This is a genomic window from Actinomyces provencensis, from assembly GCF_900155435.1.
Lineage (GTDB): Bacteria > Actinomycetota > Actinomycetes > Actinomycetales > Actinomycetaceae > Pauljensenia > Pauljensenia provencensis.
The window spans coordinates 430,379-444,882 of record NZ_LT700212.1 but is presented as its reverse complement, the minus strand read 5'-3'; the positions used below and the strand labels follow the sequence as shown (position 1 = coordinate 444,882).

The window sequence follows — 14,504 nt, the reverse complement described above, 5'->3', positions numbered from 1 at the left end:
ACCCGCCGTGTGGGGGAGGGGACGACGTGCGCAGACTCACTGAGGCACTCAGGCGCCTGATCCCCCTCCTTCCCGAGGGCGCGTCGGGGTTCCTGCGCCTCTACATGGTCCTCACCTCCGCGCTGGCCCTCCTCGACATCGCCGCCCTGGGGCTGCTGGCCGCCATCCTCACCCCGATGATGCGCGCCGAGCCCACGAACCTGCCGGTGGTCGGCACCGTCACACCTGACACGTATCCGTGGGTGCTGGGAGCGGTGTGCCTGCTCATGGTGCTCAAGGCCGTCCTCGCGCTGGTCATCCAGTGGGTGGCCACCCGCCGCTTCGCGGCATACGAGCTGGGCGTCGGGGATGCCCTCTTCGACGCCTACATCCGCGCGCCCTGGACCGACCGGCTCTCCCGGTCCACAGCCGAGATCGTGCGCCTGGCCGACGTGGGCATCGCGAACACGGTCTCGGGTGTCCTGCTGCCGGCCATCACCCTGCCCCAACTGGCGGTGACCTTCCTGGCGGTGCTGCTGGTCCTGGTCGTCGCCCAACCCGTCACCGCGCTGATCACGCTGGTCTACCTGGGGCTGGTGGCGGCCTTCATGTACTTCGGGATCTCCCGCCAGGCCGTCGTGGCCGGGCGGGTGAACCTGCGCTACTCCCTGCGCATCACCGCACTGATGACGGAGATGGTCGCCGCCCTCAAGGAGATCACGCTGCGCGACCGCTTCGACGACGTCGCACGCGTGGTCCACGCGACGCGCGAGCGTTCCACCCGCGCCCGCGCCAACACCCAGTTCCTGGGGGCCGTGCCCCAGCGCGTGGTCGAGGCGGCGCTGATCGGTGGGTTCGTCCTGGTGGGTGGGGTCGCCTACCTGCAGGACGGGGCCGCGGCCGCCTCCGCCTCGATCGCCCTCTTCGCGGTCGCCGGGTTCCGGATGGTGCCCTCCATCGTCTCCTTCCAGGGCGTGATGACCACCACCGCCAACTCACTGCCCCACCTGGAGGCGGTGCTGCGCGACATTGCCTCGGCCCGCGGCTATGAGGAGCACGCAGAGGTCGTCGGGCACTCCCCGCTGCCCGAGGACCCCCGTGCGCTGCGCCTGGAGGGCGTCACCTTCACCTATCCGGGGGCACCCGCCCCCGCCGTCCGGGCCGTGGACCTGGAGGTCACCATGGGCAGCTCCCTGGGGATCGTGGGGGCCTCCGGATCGGGGAAGTCCACGTTGGTGGACCTGGTGCTGGGACTGTTGGTGCCCCAGTCCGGCCGGATCTCCATCGACGACCATCCCCTGACCGATGTGCTGGCCGCGTGGCGCTCGCGGGTGGGCTACGTGCCCCAGGAGGCCTCCCTCTTCGATGCGACCATCGCCCAGAACATCGCCCTGACCTGGGGCGATGACCTGGACGAGGAACGTGTGTGGCAGGCCGTGGAACAGGCGCAGTTGGCGGACCTGGTGCGGGAGCGCCCCGGGGGGATCCACGCGAGGATCGGGGAGCGGGGCATCGCCCTGTCCGGTGGGGAGCGTCAACGCCTGGGCATCGCGCGAGCCCTGTACGCCGACCCCCTGGTCCTGGTGCTCGACGAGGCGACGAGCGCCCTGGACACTGCCACGGAGGACGCCGTCACCCGGGCTATCCATGCACTCCACGGGCGCGTCACCGTCGTCTCGGTGGCCCACCGCCTGTCCACCATCCGCACCGCCGACACCGTGTGCTTCATGCGCGCCGGGCGGATGACCGCGCGAGGCTCCTTCGAGGAACTCGTGGCCAGCGAGCCCGAGTTCGCCCTCCAGGCCCACCTGGCGGGACTGGTCTGAGGCGTGCCCGCTCCGGGCTCCCGGTCCGGGGGCCTGCACCTGCACCGATAGGATGTGATCCATGGCGCGGCGCCCACGACTGCTCATCCTGTCGTTCTCACCCATCGCTCAGGACGCACGTGTCCTCAAGCAGGTCGCACTCTTCGCCGGGCACACGGAACTCACCACCTGTGGGTTCGGTCCGGCCCCGGCGGGGGCCGACCACCACCTGGAGATCACCCACCGTTCCCTGCCGGGACGCAGCTGGGATGCCCTGCTGCAGCTGCGTGCCTACCGCGCGGGCTACTGGTTGCTGCCCGACGTGCGCGCAGCACACCGCGCCCTGCGCGGGCGGGCCTTCGACGCGGTCCTGGCCGACGACATCGACACACTGCCCCTGGCCCTCTCCCTGGGGGCGGGTGGCGGTGTCCATTCCGACCTGCACGAGTACTTCCCCCGACTCCAGGAGGAGCACGGGCCCTGGAGGCGTCGGATCGGCCCCTGGTACACGTGGCTGTGCCGCACCCACCTGCCCCGAGCGGCCTCGGTGACCACCGTCGGGCGGGCGATCGCCGCGGAGTACACCCGACAGTTCGGCGTGGAGGTCGGGGTGGTCACCAATGCGACGCCCCTGGCGGACCTCCACCCCACCCCGGTGCACGACCCCGTGCGCGTGGTCCACTCCGGGACCAGTCACCGTGAACGCAACCTCATGGCCCTGGTCGAGGGGGTGCTGGCGGTTCCCGGGTACACCCTGGACCTCTTCCTCACCCCGACCGACCCCGTGCACCTGGCGGAGCTGCGAGCGCGGGCGGAGGGTGAGCCCCGACTGACGGTCCACGATCCTGTCGCCTACGAGGACCTGGTGCGCACCCTCAACCAGTTCGATCTGGGGGTGCACCTGTTGCCTCCCCGCAACTTCAACTTCGCCAACGCCCTGCCCAACAAGATCTTCGACTTCGCCCAGGCCCGCATCGGTGCAATCGTCGGCCCGAGCCCCGAGATGGCGGCCGTGGTGCGTGACAACGACTTCGGGGAGGTCGCTCCCGGCTACGGGTCACAGGACCTGGCGGAAGTCCTCGCCCGTCTCACCCCCGGACGCATCCGGGAGATGAAGCACCACGCGGACGAACACACGGTGGAGCTCTCCGCGGGCGCGCAGGTGGTCGGATGGGACCGGGCGGTCGGGGAACTCCTGGAGCGGGCACGAGGCCTGGACGGGGCGGGCCGGGCATGAGCGGCCCCCCGCGCCCCCGCGTCGTGGTGGTCACGACGTGGCTGCCGACCCGGCGCAATCCTGTCTCCGGCATCTTCGTCCAGCGTGACATCCGCGCACTGGCCACGGTGGCCGATGTCCGGGTCGTCCACCTGGTGCCGCCGGCCACCCTGGAGGGTCCGGGACGGGACCGTATCGGGGACGTGCCGGTACTGCGCATCCCCCTGGCTCCCTCACACCCACTCTCGGTGCTCAGGGCTCTGGGCCCACTGCGCGCCGCCCTGCGGGGTGCCGATCTGGTCCACTCCGTGGCCGTGTCCTCCCTGGTCCCGTTGGCGCTCCTGCGGGTGCGTGTCCCCTGGGTGCACACCGAGCACTGGTCGGCCTTCGCGCAGCGGACCGGCGGGGCCCGTGCCCTGGTCCTGCGGGGAATCGCCCGGGCCGAGCGTCTCCCGGACGTCGTCGCGACCGTCTCCCCGGACCTGGCGGGGAGGCTGGGGGAACTCGCAGGGCGCCGGGTGGAGGTGGTGCCCAACATCGTGGAGGCCCCACCTCCCACCCCGCGTCGCACACGTGCTGCGGGTGAGGAACTCCGACTGGTCGGAGTCGGAGGGTTGATCGAACGCAAACGTCCGCTGCTGGCCGTGCGCACGGCGGCGGCGCTGGCCACCCGCGGGACACCCGTGCACCTGACCTGGGTCGGTGAGGGGCCACTGGAGGACCAGGTGCGCCGGGAGGCCCGCTCCCTCGGTGTCCCCCTGACCCTGACGGGTGCGGTGGCGCCCGAACTCGTCCCGCAGTCCCTGGCCAGCGCCGACGTCTTCCTGGTGCCCAGCCGTGCGGAGACCTTCTTCCTGGGAGCGGCCGAGGCACTGGCAGCAGGGCGCCCCGTGGTCGTCGGGGACAGCGCGGGCCCGCGTTCCTTCGTCGCCCGACCCTGGGGACGGCTGGTCGACTCCGAGGACCCCCAGGACTGGGCGCGCGCGGTGGAACAGGTCTGGGAGGACACGGCAGGCATTGACGCCCGGCAGATCGCCCACTCGGTCCAGCACTTCAGCGCGCACGCCCTGGCAGGGGCCTACCTCGAGCTGTACTCCCTGGCGCGCGCCGAGCACCGCGGCGCACGGGGGGACCACCCCGGATCCTCGGATCCGGCGCGCGCGGACCACCGCGGCCGTGGCGGGACCCGCACGTGCGGGCCCCGGGCGCTCGGCACCCGGATGGAAGGATGAGTCCGTGCACGTGCTCATGCTCCCCTCGTGGTACCCCCGCTCCGCCGGGGACCTCAGTGGCTCCTTCTTCCGGGAGCAGGCGGAGGTGCTGGCGACCAGCGGGCACCGTGTGGGCGTCCTGGCCCCCCGTGTCACCTCCCTCACCGATCTGCGCCAGCGACCCCCACACCCCGGCGTGCGCTGGAGTGCCGAGGGTGGGGTCCGGGTGGGGAGACTGGACCTGGTCCAGGTGGCGCCCCGTGCGCGCACCCTGGAGGCGTGGCTGGTCGCCGGCCGGTGGGGGGCCGTCCAGCAGGCCATGTCCGACTACGTCCGCCACCGGGGACGCCCCGACGTGCTGCACGCCCACTCCCTCTACCCCGGCGGGTACGTGGCGGAGGCACTGTCACGCCGGTGGGGGATCCCCTGGGTCCTCACCGAGCACCGCAGCCTCGACCACCTGCGTGTACTCACCCCGTGGGGGGCGAGCCGTGAGGCCCGCGTCGTCTCCCACGCGGCCGTTCGCTGCGGCGTCTCCGCGGGCCACGCCCGCCACCTGGCGCGGCGCTTCGGACCTGGAGGTGGCACCTGGGAGGTCCTGCACAACCTGGTGCCGGAGACCCCGCTCGCTGCGCGGGACCGGCTTCCCGGTGACGGTCCGCGCATCGGGCACCTCTCGTCCCTGGTGCCCGTCAAGCGCCCGGACCTGGTGGTGGAGGTCTTCACCGCGCTGAGCCGCGCCGTCCCCGGCGCCCGACTGACGCTGGCCGGCCCCCTGGAGGGTGTGGACGGGGAACGCACACGCACCCTGGTCGGGGAGAGCCCGGCACGCGGCTCCATCGACCTCGTGGGAGCCCTGGCCCGCGATCGCGTGCCGAGCTTCCTGGCCGGACTGGACGCGCTGCTGGTGCCCTCCGACTCCGAGACATTCGGTGTGGTCATGGCCGAGGCGCTGGTCCAGGGGACCCCTGTGGTGGCCACACCCACCTGGGGCGCCCTGGACGTGGTGGGCGAGGGCGACGGGAAGGTCGTGGGTGGAGGGACAGCATCCCCGGTCCAGGCGCTCGCGGGCGCCCTGGTCGAGGTCCTGGGGGAGGGGGGAGACCTCCCGATGTCGCGCGGAGCCCGCCGGGAGCGCTGCCTGCGCCGCTTCGGACCCCCGGCATTCGTCGCACGCTGTGAGCAGGTCTGGGAGGAGGCGCTGCGATGACCACTCCGGGACGGAGCAGTGGGGGCGGGGAGGACGACATCGAAGCCGGTGGGGGAGGGACGAACACGGGGGGTCCCGACGTCGTCTACCACGTGCCCTACCCGCTGGACCCGACCGCGACCTCAGCCTCGGGCATCCGACCCGTGCGCATGCGCGAGGCCTTCACCCGCATCGGGTGCCGCGTGTGGGAGGTGTCGGGGGATGCACAGTCACGGCGACGCGGGGTGCGCGCGGTGCGCGACCACCTGCGTCGCGGAGGTGGGATCGACCTGGCGTACTCGGAGTCCGCAACTCTGCCGACCCTGCTGACCGGGGTCCGCCACCTGCCCACCCACCCCTTCCTGGACCTGGGGTTCCTGCACGGGCTGGGGCGCCGGGGTGTGCCTGTGGGGCTGTTCTACCGCGACGTGTACTGGCGCTTCCCCGAGTACCGGCAGCGGGTCGGGGCCCTCGTGGCGGCCGGGACCGTCCCCCTGTACGAGGTCGACCTGTGGGCCTACCGCCACAGCCTCACCCGCCTCTACCTGCCCTCGGCGCAGATGGCGGCACACGTCCCGGGCATCCCCGTCCCCCTCACCCGGGCGCTGCCACCCGGGTGCGAGATCGTCGCCAGGGATCACCATGCACGCCCCGGGGCCCTCTCACTCTTCTACGTCGGGGGCCTCAACGACCACTACCGGATGCACCGCTGCGTGGAGGCAGTGGCACGCACGGAGGGGGCGTCGATGGTGTTGTGCACGCGCAAGGACGGCTGGGAGGCCCTGAGCGGGGAGTACCAGCCGCTCCTGGGTGGGCACACTCAGGTGGCGCACCTCTCCGGGGCGGAGCTCGAGCCCCTCTACGCGGGTGCGGACGTGGCGGTGCTGGCGGTGGAACCACAGCCCTACCGGGAGTTCGCCGTCCCCTTCAAGCTCTTCGAGTACATCGGCCACGGGATCCCCGTCATCGCCAGCCTCGGCACGCTGGCCGGGGACATGGTCCAGGAACACGGGATCGGGTGGACCGTCCCCTACGAGGTCGACGCCCTCTCGGCGTTGCTGGGACGGCTGCGCGACCATCCCGAGGAGGTGGCCGACGTCGCGGCCCACGTGCGAGGCGTGGCGCCCCAGCACACCTGGGAGGCGCGGGCCCGCCAGGTGGTCTCCGACCTCATGGGCGCCTGAGCAACAGGGGTGGGGGATACTGGGAGACGCCCACCGGGGACCCGGTGGTGGAGGAACAGGGAGAGACCGGGCATGCGCATCGCCGTCGTGGCACTGGGGAAGATCGGACTGCCACTGGCCGTCCAGTACGCGCGCAGCGGACACGAGGTGATCGGCGTCGACACGAACGCCACCACGGTCGCCCTCGTCAATGAGGCGAAGGAGCCCTTCCCCGGCGAGGCCCACCTGCAGGAGTACCTGGAGGAGTTGGTCCCCACCGGGCGCCTGCGTGCGACCACGGACTACGCGGAGGCCGTTCCCGGTGCCGACGCGGTCGTGCTGGTGGTGCCGCTGTTCGTGGATGCCGAGTCCAGGCCCGACTTCGGGTGGATGGATGCGGCGACCACCTCCCTGGCCCACAACCTCACGCCCGGAACCCTCGTCTCCTACGAGACGACCCTGCCGGTGGGCACCACTCGGGGGCGTTGGAAGCCGATGATCGAGGAGATCTCCGGCCTGCGGGAAGGGGAGGACTTCCACCTGGTGTTCTCCCCGGAGAGGGTGCTCACCGGCCGCGTGTTCTCCGACCTGCAGCGTTACCCGAAGCTCGTCGGAGGACTGGACGAGGAGGGGACCCGGGCCGGCATCGACTTCTACCGAAGCGTGCTCCAGTTCGACGAGCGCCCGGACCTGGACCGGCCCAACGGTGTCTGGGACATGGGTTCAGCGGAGGCGGCCGAGATGGCGAAGCTGGCCGAGACCACCTACCGGGACGTGAACATCGGGTTGGCGAACCAGTTCGCGGTGTACGCGGACCGGGCGGGTATCGACGTGGAGCGCGTCATCCGGGCCTGCAACTCCCAGCCCTACAGCCACATCCACCAGCCCGGGATCGCCGTGGGTGGGCACTGCATCCCGGTCTACCCGAGGCTGTACCTGTCCACCGACCCTGATGCCTCCATCGTGCGCACTGCGCGCACCTTCAATGCGGGTATGCCCGCGTACGTCGTGGCCCGGGTGGCGGAGGTGCTCGGCGACCTGGGTGGGTTGCGGGTCGTCGTGCTGGGTGCGTCCTACCGCAGGGGGGTGAAGGAGACCGCGTTCTCCGGGGTCTTCGCCACGGTCGACGCGCTGCGGGAGCGGGGAGCACATGTGCTGGTGCACGACCCCATGTACACCGACGAGGAGCTGGAGGGCTTCGGTTGGGCGCCGTACCACCTGGGGGAGCCCGTGGATGCGGCGGTGGTGCAGGCGGACCACGCGCAGTACCGGGAGCTGACCCCGGGTGACCTGCCGGGTGTGCGCCTGCTCTTCGACGGACGGCGTGTGACGGATCCGGCGCTGTGGTGTGGGACTCCTCGCATGGTCGTGGGGAGTGTGCGGAACACCACGCCGATGCTCAAGGTGAACTGAGTCAACTTTCTGGGTTGACGGAGGTCTGACCAGCCGCGATGGGGAGTGGCGACCGTTCCTCGCGGCTCATCGCGCGGCTGGATCCCCGCCGCCGGGGACCGAGGGCTGGGCACCCACGTGCCGGACACCGTAGAGTCACCTGCCGTTCACCTGTGGGTGTGCTGTTATTCTCACACGTGGCTTCCGTCGAGGAAGCTGTTCCGTTTCCTCCCGAGGGGGGATGGAAGCCAACATGTGTCAACCAGTGACTTGCCTGATGTGCTCGGTCGCATTCCCGCGACCTCATCGACAGGGTGGGAGGGGTAGTTCAGGATGGTTCTCACCGCAACTCAGTTTGAGGTCCTCGCGTCAACGACTGGCCCCCACGGGGGTGCGCCATGCCTGTCGGCGGATGTGGACCGGGCGATGGCAGACCTGGAGACGATGGGCCTTCTGGCGGACGACGTGCCCACCCCGGAGGGCTGGAAGCTCCTGGAACCTCATCGGGTGCACAACGCGGTGATCATGGCTGCAGGAGTGTCCTCCCGGTTCGTCCCGTTCTCCTACGAGCTTCCCAAGGGCCTGCTCCCCGTCAGGGGCGAGGTCCAGATTGAGCGCCAGATCCGCCAGCTGCGCGAGGCCGGGATCATGGACATCACGGTGGTGGTTGGATACCTGGCAGACAGGTTCCGTTACTTGGCTGACGAGTTCGGGGTTCGGATCGTCGAGAACCCCGACTACAAGGTCCGGAACAACAACTCGACGTTGTGGCACGTGCGTGAGCTACTCGGCAACACCTACATCTGTTCGTCGGACAACTACTTCACGGACAATCCCTTCACGACCTTCGTGCGAGGCGCCTACTATGCCTCGCAGTACGTCGAGGGGCCCACCGACGAATGGTGTCTCACCATCTCGTCGGACGACATGATCGAGGGGGTGAGGGTCGGGGGATCCGACTCATGGATCATGCTCGGGCACGTTTTCTTCGACGAGGCATTCTCCGAGCACTTCAGAAGCATCCTGGAGCAGGAGTACTTCCGACCCGAGACGGCCGGGAAGCTGTGGGAGGCGATCTTTGCGGAGCATCTCCCAGAGTTGAGGATGTCGGTGCGTCGCTTCCCCTCCGGTGTCATCCACGAGTTCGACTCCGTGGATGAGGTGGAGGCCTTCGATCCCGCCTTCCTCGACACCGTCCCCTCGACGATCATCGACAACATCGTCGGTGTCCTCGGATGTGCGCGTCGAGAGGTCCATGACTTCTCGGCCCTGTCCGAGGGGTTGACGAACCTTTCCTTCCACTTCTCCGTCGGCGATCACGAGTACGTGTACCGTCATCCCGGCCTGGGAACGGACAAGATGATCGACCGGGCAAATGAGACCAAGGCCCTGCTCCTGGCTCGCGAGTTGGGCCTTGACCACACGTTCATCCACGAGGACGAGAAGACCGGATGGAAGCTCTCGCACTTCATCCCCAATGCCCACAGCGTCGACCCGTCGGATCCCTCGGAACTCCAAGGGGCCATGGAGCTGGCACGGCGCCTCCACGAGAGCGGGGCCGTCCTTGAACGTTCCTTCGACTTCTACGTCGAGGGGCAGAAGTACGAGGCACTGATGGGGCCGGGTGACTTGGAGGCTGTTCCCGGCTACACGGAGTTGAGGGAGAAGGTCCGCACCATCAAGGAATACGCGGTGGCGGATGCCTTCCCGGTCTGCCTCAACCACAATGACTTCTTCCCCTTGAACATCCTCGTGGACGAGGACGGGGGGCTGACACTCATCGACTGGGAGTACGCAGGGATGTCTGACATCACCAGTGACCTGGCCACGTTCACCGTGTGCGCACAACTGGGGGACGACACAGCTGAGGAGGCGCTGGGGCACTACTTGGGACGCACACCGTGTTCCGCGGACGTTCGGCATTTCTGGGCCTATGTCGCTCTGGCGGGGTGGTGCTGGTATGTGTGGGCACTGGCCAAGGAGGCCGAGGGCGATGACATCGGTGAGTGGAGGGAGATCTATCACCGGTACGCTGCCTCGAACGTCGACAGGGTCCTCGCTTGGTACCGGGCCACGTCCGATTCGGGGGATGACACGGCTCAACGTTCCGTGGAGCTTCGGAGCGCGTGAAGGACGCCTTCGTCCACCGTGGGGGTGGCGGCCGGGCCGGCGCCCCTGCGCGCGAACGCTTGGCATAATGGTGGGAGGCCGACGATCGTCGTCGGCGTGGTTGGTCGCTCGGAGGGTGTGTGGCAATGAAGGGGATCATTCTGGCGGGTGGATCCGGGAGTCGTCTGAACCCGATCACGCTGGGCACCTCCAAGCAGTTGGTGCCGGTCTACGACAAGCCGATGATCTACTACCCGCTGACCACCCTCATGCTGGCGGGAATTCGCGATGTCCTGGTCATCACCACACCGCAGGACGCTCCGTCCTTCCACCGGCTGCTCGGCGACGGTTCCCAGCTGGGTGTCAACATCTCTTACGCCGTCCAGCACGTACCCAACGGGTTGGCGCAGGCGTTCGTGCTGGGTGCCGATCACATCGGTGGCGACTCGGTGGGGCTGGTCCTGGGCGACAACATCTTCTATGGGCACGGCATGGGTACCAAGCTGCGCCGACACGTGGACCCGGAAGGCGGCGCGGTCTTCGCCTATCACGTGTCCAACCCCCGCGAGTACGGGGTCGTGGAGTTCGACGAGGACTTCCGCGCGCTCTCCATCGAGGAGAAGCCGACCAAGCCGAAGTCGAACTATGCGGTCCCAGGCCTCTACTTCTATGACAATGACGTCGTGGCGATCGCCAAGGATCTCAAGCCGTCGGCGCGCGGGGAGTACGAGATCACGGATGTCAATCGCGTCTATCTCAGGGCGGGTCTGTTGAACGTCGAGGTCTTGCCCCGTGGAACGGCGTGGCTGGACACAGGGACCTTCGACTCGCTGGCCGATGCCACGAGCTTCGTCCGCACGGTCGAGTCGCGTCAGGCCATGAAGATCGGGTGCCCGGAAGAAGTTGCGTGGAGGATGGGGTTCATCGACGATGACGGACTGCGCGAGCGGGCCACGCCATTGTTGAAGTCGGGCTACGGACGTTACCTGCTGGATCTCCTCGACGGGGAGAAATGAGCGGGGGTGCGGAGACCACCCGCGGGTCCCGAGCGGGGCGCGGGTATCCGGCGTGTGGGTCCCCACGCCTCCTGATCATCATCCCCGCCTGGAACGAGGCCGAGGTGCTGGGGGGCGTCCTTGTCGATGTGCTCGAGCGAAGGCCGCCGAATGCTGACGTCCTCGTGGTCTCGGACGGTTCGACGGATGCCACGGCGGACATCGCCCGGCGCGCAGGGGTCAGGGTCCTCGACCTACCGATCAACTTGGGGGTCGGTGGCGCGATGCGGGCCGGTTACCTCTACGCGCTCCGACACGGATACCGGTTTGCGGTCCAGTTGGATGCCGACGGCCAGCACGATCCCGGAGAAATCCCCTCACTGCTTGAGACCCAACGCAAGAACGGTGCCGATGTCGTCATAGGTGCCCGTTTCGCGGGGAAGGGCGATTACAGGGTCCGGGGGCCCCGACGGTGGGCGATGTCGTTGTTGTCCCACACGCTGTCGCGGGTGTGTCACACGAAGCTCACCGACACGACGTCGGGATTCAAGCTGAGTGGCCCCCGCGCTGTCGCCCTGTTCGCCCGAGACTACCCTGCGGAGTATCTGGGTGACACCGTCGAGGCGCTCGTCATCGCAGCCCGGGCCGACCTCAAGGTCGCACAGGTGGGAGTCGTCATGCGACCCCGGGCCGGGGGCACCCCCTCGCACAACCCACTGTCCTCTGGGTTCTTTCTCCTGCGCGCGTTCCTGGCTTTGGCGGTGTCCCTCAGTCGTCCGAGGCCCGCTCCCGCGAACGCTCGTGAGGTGGTCGCATGAACGCCTACAGTCTCGGACTGGTCTTCTCCCTGTTGGTCCTCGTTGTGATATTCCTTCGCCTGCGCAACTCGAGGATGCAGGAGAGGTACGCCACGTGGTGGCTCGTGATCGCTTTCTTCCTCATTCTCATCAGTGCCTTCCCCGGTGTGCTCAAGTGGCTGTCGGATCTTATCGGGATCGTCGTGCCCTTGAACCTGGCATTCTTCCTGGCAGGGGTTGTCATCCTCCTGATGTCACTGCAGTTCAGTGTCGACCTGTCCCACGCGGCCGAGAATCGGCGACGTCTCGCGGAGGAGGTGGCGATCCTGCGGGCCGATGTCGAGGAGCTCCAGGGACGCCTCCGGGCCGAGGATCCCGACGACAATGCGGGGACCGGGGACTGAAGGGGGCAGCGCTGGGGAATGGTCCGATGCCCCCGGGCGCCCCGAGCCGTCGTGGCGTCGGGGGCACGTTCCTGTCCGCTCTGTGGTCGCGCCTTGTCGGGCCCGTGGAGTGCGGCCCAACATGTGGTTGCGCGTCTGCGCCGCTACGCCCAGACCATCGCTGTACAGTTCCATGAGCAGGCGTATGGAGTCGTAGAGAGTCACGTCCCGACAGGGGTCGACGCAGACACTACCGAGGAGTTGGTCCGATGAAGTTCGGAGTTCTGAGTGGTCTCCTGTGGGGCCTCGACACGGTGGTGCTCGGCATCGCGCTGGGTATGGGCCTCTTCGCGGATTCCCCCGACTCCGCGCTGGTTGGGGCTTTGCTCCACGATGCAGCCTGCATGATCATCCTGTTCGTCTACATGGCGGCACGGGGACGGCTTCGTGACACCGCCACCGCACTGCGCACGCGCAGCGGCAAGGTGGTGATGGTCGGTGCTCTCCTCGGTGGTCCCATCGGCATGACGGGCTACCTCGTGGCCATCGACAACATTGGTCCCGGATACACGGCGATTCTCTCCTCCTTCTACCCTGCGGTGGGCACCGTGCTTGCGGTGGTCTTCCTCAAGGAACGGATGCGAATGCGTCAAGTGATCGCGCTCGCCGTTGCACTCGTTGCGATCATGGTCATGGGGTGGAGTTCCACCGGGGTTGCTGACGGTGGAAATGCGCTGGTCGGTGTTGTTGCCGCCGTCGTCTGCATGGTCGGGTGGGGATCCGAGGCCGTACTGCTCGCATGGGGAATGCGGGATGACGCAGTCGACAATGAAACCGCCCTTCAGATCCGTGAGACGACTTCGGCGTTGGTCTATGGCCTCCTCGTCGTTCCCGTGGCGGGTGCCCTGGGAACGGCGTGGGACTTCACTTTCACGGCTCCCACGGCGGTCATCGCCCTGGCTGCAGTAGCAGGCACCCTGTCCTACCTCTTCTACTACAAGGCGATCGACCAGATCGGTGCCGCACGGGGAATGGCGGTCAACATCTCGTACTCTGCTTGGGCTGTCGTGTTCGGGATCGTGTTCCTGGGAGAGATTCCGGGTGTCCTCCAGGTCGTCTGCTGCGTCGCGATCATCTGTGGGACTGTCCTCTCCGCGTCAGCCGACTGGAAGGAACTCCGGTTCTGGGGTGGACGGGCCCGAGCGGCCGACCAGGACTCCATACCTGCGTGAACGGGTCGGTGGTCTGCAGGAGCGGCAAGGTGCGGGCGGCGATTTGAGATGTACTGGGCGCAACGGAAAGAGGATGAAGTGGGCACGAGTGGAAGCGGCGACACGGACACTCTTCGGCAGGTTCAGCGGGCGCTCACTCACCTTCTGGCCGAGTTCGACAGGGTGTGTAACGAACTCGACCTCGCCTACGTCGCTTATGGGGGCACCGCGATCGGAGCCGTGCGTCATCACGGGTTCATCCCATGGGACGACGATGCAGACGTGTGCATGCCAAGGGCGGACTACGAGCGATTCCTCGCAGAGGCACCTGCAATACTGTCGGACGGCATTTCGGTGATCAATTCCAGGAACACATCTGGCTATCCGAACATGTTCTCAAAGCTCGCCCTTCCGGGAACGTTGTTCATCTCGGTCCCTATGAGGGACAACCCATTCAGGATGCCGATCGCGCTTGACATCTTCCCTCTCGACACGATGCCACAGGACCCGCGACAGTATCGACGGCAGGTCCGCGCCACATGGTTCTGGGGACGCCTGTTGTATCTCCAGGGAACGGGGCGTCCCTACCTTGAGATCGACGGAGCCAAGAAGCATGCAGTGCTCGCCGCGACCCAACTCGTCCACTTAGCCCTAGCTCTTCTCAGGGTTCGCCCCGAGATGATCCAAGGTAGGTGGGAACGCGCTGCGCGCCGTTTTGAGGGTTCCCATGGTTCTCGGATGACCGATTACACCGATCGAGACCCGATGGCTTGGGCCGTGACGCCTGACGACCTCTTTCCCCCTCTCGAGGTACCGTTCGAGGACATCACCGTGAAGATTCCCCGTGAGTACGACGCGGTGTTGACCCGTGGCTACGGTGACTACATGGAACTCCCGCCGGTTGACAAGCGCAAGACCCATGAACCTGTTCGTGTTGATCTGGGCGACTTCGGCTCCAGATCTGCCTCCTGATGTCGAACCCCCGCATCCTGCACTTCAGACCGCCCTTGGCGGCGTGCTGACGGCGTCGGAGTGGCATGCGGGTCGGCTAACA

General features: G+C 68.0%; 12 protein-coding genes. All 12 read left to right on the top strand.

Annotated elements, in window-relative coordinates:
* The first annotated feature begins 26 nt into the window (after nt 1-26).
* The 12 genes from BQ9890_RS01915 (at nt 27) to BQ9890_RS01860 (ending at nt 14,422) form a co-directional block, all read left to right on the top strand.
* Nucleotides 27-1,805, top strand: a complete 1,779-nt coding sequence (locus BQ9890_RS01915) for an ABC transporter ATP-binding protein (RefSeq protein ID WP_075888914.1) — start codon at nt 27-29, stop codon at nt 1,803-1,805.
* A 61-nt stretch (nt 1,806-1,866) separates the two neighbouring features.
* Entirely contained in the window at nt 1,867-3,021 is a 1,155-nt protein-coding gene (locus BQ9890_RS01910; protein ID WP_078062170.1) for a glycosyltransferase family protein, read from the top strand.
* A complete protein-coding gene (locus BQ9890_RS01905; RefSeq protein ID WP_075888912.1) occupies nt 3,018-4,232 on the top strand; it encodes a glycosyltransferase family 4 protein in 1,215 nt (404 codons plus the stop codon). The genes BQ9890_RS01910 and BQ9890_RS01905 overlap by 4 nt, the downstream gene beginning before the upstream one ends.
* A 4-nt stretch (nt 4,233-4,236) precedes the next feature.
* Nucleotides 4,237-5,421: a glycosyltransferase gene (locus BQ9890_RS01900; RefSeq protein ID WP_143226206.1), complete on the top strand. Its 1,185-nt coding sequence runs from the start codon at nt 4,237-4,239 to the stop codon at nt 5,419-5,421.
* On the top strand, nt 5,418-6,584 hold the full coding sequence (locus BQ9890_RS01895; RefSeq protein WP_143226205.1) for a glycosyltransferase family protein: 1,167 nt from the start codon (nt 5,418-5,420) through the stop codon (nt 6,582-6,584). The genes BQ9890_RS01900 and BQ9890_RS01895 overlap by 4 nt, the downstream gene beginning before the upstream one ends.
* A 72-nt stretch (nt 6,585-6,656) precedes the next feature.
* Nucleotides 6,657-7,976 (top strand): nucleotide sugar dehydrogenase, encoded by a 1,320-nt coding sequence (locus BQ9890_RS01890; protein ID WP_075888908.1) that lies wholly within the window; start codon nt 6,657-6,659, stop codon nt 7,974-7,976.
* Between the two features lie 405 nt (nt 7,977-8,381).
* On the top strand, nt 8,382-10,085 hold the full coding sequence (locus BQ9890_RS01885) for a phosphotransferase (RefSeq protein WP_075888906.1): 1,704 nt from the start codon (nt 8,382-8,384) through the stop codon (nt 10,083-10,085).
* Nucleotides 10,086-10,210: 125 nt separating this feature from the next.
* The gene (gene rfbA / locus BQ9890_RS01880; RefSeq protein ID WP_075888904.1) at nt 10,211-11,080 is read left to right on the top strand and encodes a glucose-1-phosphate thymidylyltransferase RfbA; all 870 of its coding nucleotides are present in this window, start codon (nt 10,211-10,213) and stop codon (nt 11,078-11,080) included.
* Entirely contained in the window at nt 11,077-11,877 is an 801-nt protein-coding gene (locus BQ9890_RS01875) for a glycosyltransferase family 2 protein (protein WP_078062167.1), read from the top strand. Before rfbA ends, BQ9890_RS01875 begins: the two co-directional genes overlap by 4 nt.
* Nucleotides 11,874-12,260 carry a DUF2304 domain-containing protein gene (locus tag BQ9890_RS01870; RefSeq protein WP_075888902.1) on the top strand — a complete coding sequence of 129 codons (387 nt, stop codon included), beginning with the start codon at nt 11,874-11,876 and terminating at the stop codon, nt 12,258-12,260. Before BQ9890_RS01875 ends, BQ9890_RS01870 begins: the two co-directional genes overlap by 4 nt.
* A gap of 248 nt (nt 12,261-12,508) precedes the next feature.
* The gene (locus BQ9890_RS01865; protein WP_075888900.1) at nt 12,509-13,471 is read left to right on the top strand and encodes a DMT family transporter; all 963 of its coding nucleotides are present in this window, start codon (nt 12,509-12,511) and stop codon (nt 13,469-13,471) included.
* Nucleotides 13,472-13,549: 78 nt separating this feature from the next.
* On the top strand, nt 13,550-14,422 hold the full coding sequence (locus tag BQ9890_RS01860; protein WP_075892569.1) for a LicD family protein: 873 nt from the start codon (nt 13,550-13,552) through the stop codon (nt 14,420-14,422).
* Nucleotides 14,423-14,504: the final 82 nt, after the last annotated feature.

What these genes read in the sequence shown, in the direction of transcription:
- BQ9890_RS01910 (WP_078062170.1), top strand. Translation starts at nt 1,867, where the DNA reads ATGGCGCGGCGCCCACGACTGCTCATCCTGTCGTTCTCACCCATCGCT.
- BQ9890_RS01905 (WP_075888912.1), top strand. Translation starts at nt 3,018, where the DNA reads ATGAGCGGCCCCCCGCGCCCCCGCGTCGTGGTGGTCACGACGTGGCTG.
- BQ9890_RS01895 (WP_143226205.1), top strand. Translation starts at nt 5,418, where the DNA reads ATGACCACTCCGGGACGGAGCAGTGGGGGCGGGGAGGACGACATCGAA.
- BQ9890_RS01890 (WP_075888908.1), top strand. Translation starts at nt 6,657, where the DNA reads ATGCGCATCGCCGTCGTGGCACTGGGGAAGATCGGACTGCCACTGGCC.
- BQ9890_RS01885 (WP_075888906.1), top strand. Translation starts at nt 8,382, where the DNA reads ATGGCAGACCTGGAGACGATGGGCCTTCTGGCGGACGACGTGCCCACC.
- rfbA (WP_075888904.1), top strand. Translation starts at nt 10,211, where the DNA reads ATGAAGGGGATCATTCTGGCGGGTGGATCCGGGAGTCGTCTGAACCCG.
- BQ9890_RS01875 (WP_078062167.1), top strand. Translation starts at nt 11,077, where the DNA reads ATGAGCGGGGGTGCGGAGACCACCCGCGGGTCCCGAGCGGGGCGCGGG.
- BQ9890_RS01870 (WP_075888902.1), top strand. Translation starts at nt 11,874, where the DNA reads ATGAACGCCTACAGTCTCGGACTGGTCTTCTCCCTGTTGGTCCTCGTT.
- BQ9890_RS01865 (WP_075888900.1), top strand. Translation starts at nt 12,509, where the DNA reads ATGAAGTTCGGAGTTCTGAGTGGTCTCCTGTGGGGCCTCGACACGGTG.